General features: G+C 58.2%; 5 protein-coding genes. All 5 read right to left on the reverse strand.

Annotation, left to right across the window (positions count from 1 at the left end):
- Positions 1 to 143: 143 nt before the first annotated feature.
- Complete coding sequence (locus ACPZMI_RS02910) at positions 144 to 389, reverse strand: DUF3077 domain-containing protein (protein ID WP_125930463.1); 246 nt, start codon at positions 387 to 389, stop codon at positions 144 to 146.
- Positions 390 to 791: 402 nt separating this feature from the next.
- Positions 792 to 1,718 carry a DMT family transporter gene (locus tag ACPZMI_RS02915; RefSeq protein WP_186666857.1) on the reverse strand — a complete coding sequence of 309 codons (927 nt, stop codon included), beginning with the start codon at positions 1,716 to 1,718 and terminating at the stop codon, positions 792 to 794.
- A gap of 98 nt (positions 1,719 to 1,816) precedes the next feature.
- Entirely contained in the window at positions 1,817 to 2,221 is a 405-nt protein-coding gene (locus ACPZMI_RS02920; RefSeq protein ID WP_054893282.1) for a hypothetical protein, read from the reverse strand.
- Positions 2,222 to 2,516: 295 nt separating this feature from the next.
- On the reverse strand, positions 2,517 to 2,762 hold the full coding sequence (locus ACPZMI_RS02925; protein ID WP_411384043.1) for a CPCC family cysteine-rich protein: 246 nt from the start codon (positions 2,760 to 2,762) through the stop codon (positions 2,517 to 2,519).
- A gap of 261 nt (positions 2,763 to 3,023) precedes the next feature.
- Positions 3,024 to 3,550: hypothetical protein (locus ACPZMI_RS02930; RefSeq protein ID WP_426351633.1), on the reverse strand; the 527-nt coding region annotated here is incomplete at its 5' end.

Here is a 3,550-nt window from a genome sequence, read left to right on the forward strand (position 1 = left end):
AAAAACCGAAAAACCACCCCACCCCTGGGGGGGGGGGTTTTCCCCGGAAACAAGGTGGCATCCCGCGCCAAACGTCCCGCTCCCCTCCTCGCGGCCACCCCCGCTCCTACAGGTCGAGGCGGTTTCATAGCCGGGCTGTGGCCTCAATGCACCGAGTTACGCCCAACCTCCAGGTCGTTCAGCAACGCCTTGGCCATCGCGCTCAGGTAGTGCAGCGCGGTGATGCTCACCGGGTCCACCTGCTCCTGCTCGCTCAACTCCCGGACACAGCCAAGGATCACCGACACTTCTTCCAGCACCCGCTCGAAAGGAATGCCAGGCTGTACGCGGTACATGTCCAGGAAAGTCGCCACGCCAGCGGTGGTGTAGCCATTGGATAAATCAGTCATGGTCACGTCTCCTCACTGTGGTGTGGGGAACGTGCGTAAGGCGGGGTGGATCGGGGACGAGCTTTTTCATGGGGTCAAATCTCACGTCTGGTCAGAGATATCACCACCCCACTCTTTCTCACGGAGTTAGGGTGGCAACCGTGCACGGAGTGAGAAACCGAGGACGTGAGAGCCCGGCCGGGCCGAAGCCCGTCCGCACACGGCTGCCATAAAGAAGTGCCGCTGCCACGTCGTCGGGTTTCTCACGCCCGGTCGCCAAATGACGACCCGGCGAAGTTATCCCTGACGCATTTCCACGACAATTAAGACGCTTCCGCAAGCCGCGTAGGATAGATCCTAACGACTCAAAACCTGACACCGGCGCCCGAGAATTAGGAAAAATCAGACACGCTACAGCCCACCTTACCCCACCACCCGGCGCAACTGCCGCCGCACCCAAGGCTCGGCACTCACCAGCACCACACCACCGAGCACCATCACCGCCCCCACCACGAAGTTCACGCTTAGCGGCTCATCCAGCAACAGCACCCCGAACGTCACCCCGAACAACGGCGTGATGAACGAAAACACCGCCAGGTTCGACGCCAGGTACTGGCGCAGCAACCAGAACCAGGTCAGGTAACTGAAGAACGACACCACCAACCCCTGGAACAGCACGCTGCCCAGTGCCAACGGCGTGAACGACACCGCACCGATCTGCCCGCTGAACAACGCCATCAGCAGCAAGCCGACGAAGCCCACCATCAACTGGTAGAACAGCGTCAAGGTCGCAGGCGCCTCCGATAGCCGCGAAGCCCGCACCACCACCGTGGTCGCACCCCACATCAGCCCCGCCAGCACCGCCATGGCATCGCCGAGCAGCACCCGCCCATCGAGTTGATCCAGCGACAGCCCGCCCGCAAAGGCCAGGGCGATCCCGGCAAATGCCAGCGCGATCCCCAGCCACTGCAACAAACGCAGGCGCTCGCTGGGCAACATGAAGTGCAGCCCCAGCGCGGTGAACACCGGGGCCGTGTAGAGAAACACCGACATATGCGCCGCCGAGGTCAGCTTCAGCCCCTCGGCGATGAACAGAAACTCCAGCCCGAACAACGCCCCGGCCAGCAAACCCGCGCGCCAGGTGCTGCCCAGCTGCGCCCAGCCGCCCCGCCAGCACATCAGCAGCCCGACCAGCACCGCAGCGATACCGGAACGAAACGCCGCCTGCATCACTGGCGCGATATCGACGGCGGCCCATTTGATCATCACCTGCTGGGAGCCCCAGATCAGGCACAGCCCCAGCATCACCTGCAGGGCAAAGGCGTCGGTGTTCTTGCGGGCCACGCTCATGGGCGGGCCTCGTGTCGGGTCAGGGGCATGGCAACGCTCGGCAGTCAGAAAATGGATCCATTACCGATTATCGGCGCGCCCGCCCCGCCGATACCAGCCTAAATCGCACCTGGTGTGATCTGCGGCTTGCTTGAGACCTGATCGAAGGTGGACTCATCCAGCGCATCTGCTTGCTGATCCAGCTTCAAGCGTGGGCTGTCCGCTCCTGGAATCGCGCTGTCGATGAGGCTGAGCAGGCGCGAGCCGCGCTCGGTGAGCACGAAGTTTTCACCGTTGCCGCCATCCTCTTCAGGCCGGCTTTCGATGAATCCGCGCTGGAACAGCAGCTTTTCGTATTCACAGGCGCGGGTTTTCAGCTGATCCAGATCGCCCACCGGCTGGCCTTTGGCGGCCATCGCCGCAGCATGCTGCTCGGCGTAGGGGCGTGGCGTGAAGCTTTGACCTGCGCCGTTCTGCACCTCGTGCAGCAAGCGTTCGATCAGGTCCCAGTCGTAGGTGCTCATGGCAGTGGCCTCTTGCTGTGGACGGTGGGTACACAGCATGGGACCGGAGGCGTTGGAGGTCCGTTCAAATCATTGACAGTACACGGTTGGAACCGGCTCGGGGCCTGCGGACAGGCATCTACGAGACTTCAAACCTGCTCACGGGTTAGAGCTCCCACGAACTCGAGGCAAGTCTTATCTCCAGAAACCTCAAAACAAATCAACGCGGCTCATCTGAGCTGTGCTGAATAGCCGACAGCTGCGCCAGCCCGACAAAGCACGGCCATAACCCGTTAGCAGTTGCTTTTGCACCGAGTTAGTCCGAAATCTCGTCCACAAATGGCTCACGGACAGAGTTCAAGAAATTTTTGCCGATAGCACCGATGGTAACGAAATTAATTCTGGCTTGCTCGAGGCTGATGGAATTCGCCCCGCCACCGTAAGTGGGATCACGGAATTGTGCATCGTCATCTTCCCACCCACAAACAGGGCAAACCTCAAAAGTTCCGGTAGGACGCTCATCAAACGTCAAATATTCACAACAGGGACAAGGGCATACCACTACTTAACATCCTATTGCCGATTTCAGCAGTTAACTTTTCCACCTACTCAGGAATGATCACCAACTCACTCCACAGTGGTTTCAGCCCTAGCTTTTCCATATAAGTCCCGTAGTCGAAAAAATCCTTAACCCCAATATTTTCGTATAAAAGCCATGAGGCTTCGCACTCTTGGCATACAAACAAGAAAGTATCGTTAGCTATAATTCTAGCCTTGACAACATCTCCCTGCTCACACCTTGGGCAAAGCATATATAACCCCTCTATTTTATAGGATAGGCGGTAATAACCTGATTAGTTCCAGGCCGAACAATGATTTTAATACTCGTTTCTCCAGAAGTACCAATAGCTCGACCCATCGGCACAACATATGCTCCCGGATCACCTACCACGGGACTTCCTTTCTTGAGCCATGCCTCATCGACAGCGCCTAAAATTTCTTTTCTGTCCATACTAAAGACGCTATGCGTTGTCTTGGCCGGATTCGGCTCCGCATGCTCTAAAACATGCAAAACTCTGTTTCCTTGAACCGATCCTTGTCCATAGTCTAGACCTGCTGGGGTTGTCCAAGTCCGAGTAGCTTTGTCAAATGTCAGTTCTACTGCACCGCCTGTAGCTTTTGCCCCACCCCCCGCCTTCCCAGCCGCAATCTCCCGCTCCGCAGCCGCCAACCCCGCAAGGTTCCCACCTTCCTTGGGCACCAACGCCGACTCGCTATAGAAATACAGCTTCCCATCCGGCGCGACAAACTCAAAATTGCCCGTGCGCAGGTTCACTACCGCCGTATACC

Source organism: Pseudomonas wayambapalatensis (genome assembly GCF_049942315.1).
Classification (GTDB): Bacteria; Pseudomonadota; Gammaproteobacteria; order Pseudomonadales; family Pseudomonadaceae; genus Aquipseudomonas; species Aquipseudomonas wayambapalatensis.

What these genes read in the sequence shown, in the direction of transcription:
- ACPZMI_RS02910 (WP_125930463.1), bottom strand. Translation starts at nt 389, where the DNA reads ATGACTGATTTATCCAATGGCTACACCACCGCTGGCGTGGCGACTTTC.
- ACPZMI_RS02915 (WP_186666857.1), bottom strand. Translation starts at nt 1,718, where the DNA reads ATGAGCGTGGCCCGCAAGAACACCGACGCCTTTGCCCTGCAGGTGATG.
- ACPZMI_RS02920 (WP_054893282.1), bottom strand. Translation starts at nt 2,221, where the DNA reads ATGAGCACCTACGACTGGGACCTGATCGAACGCTTGCTGCACGAGGTG.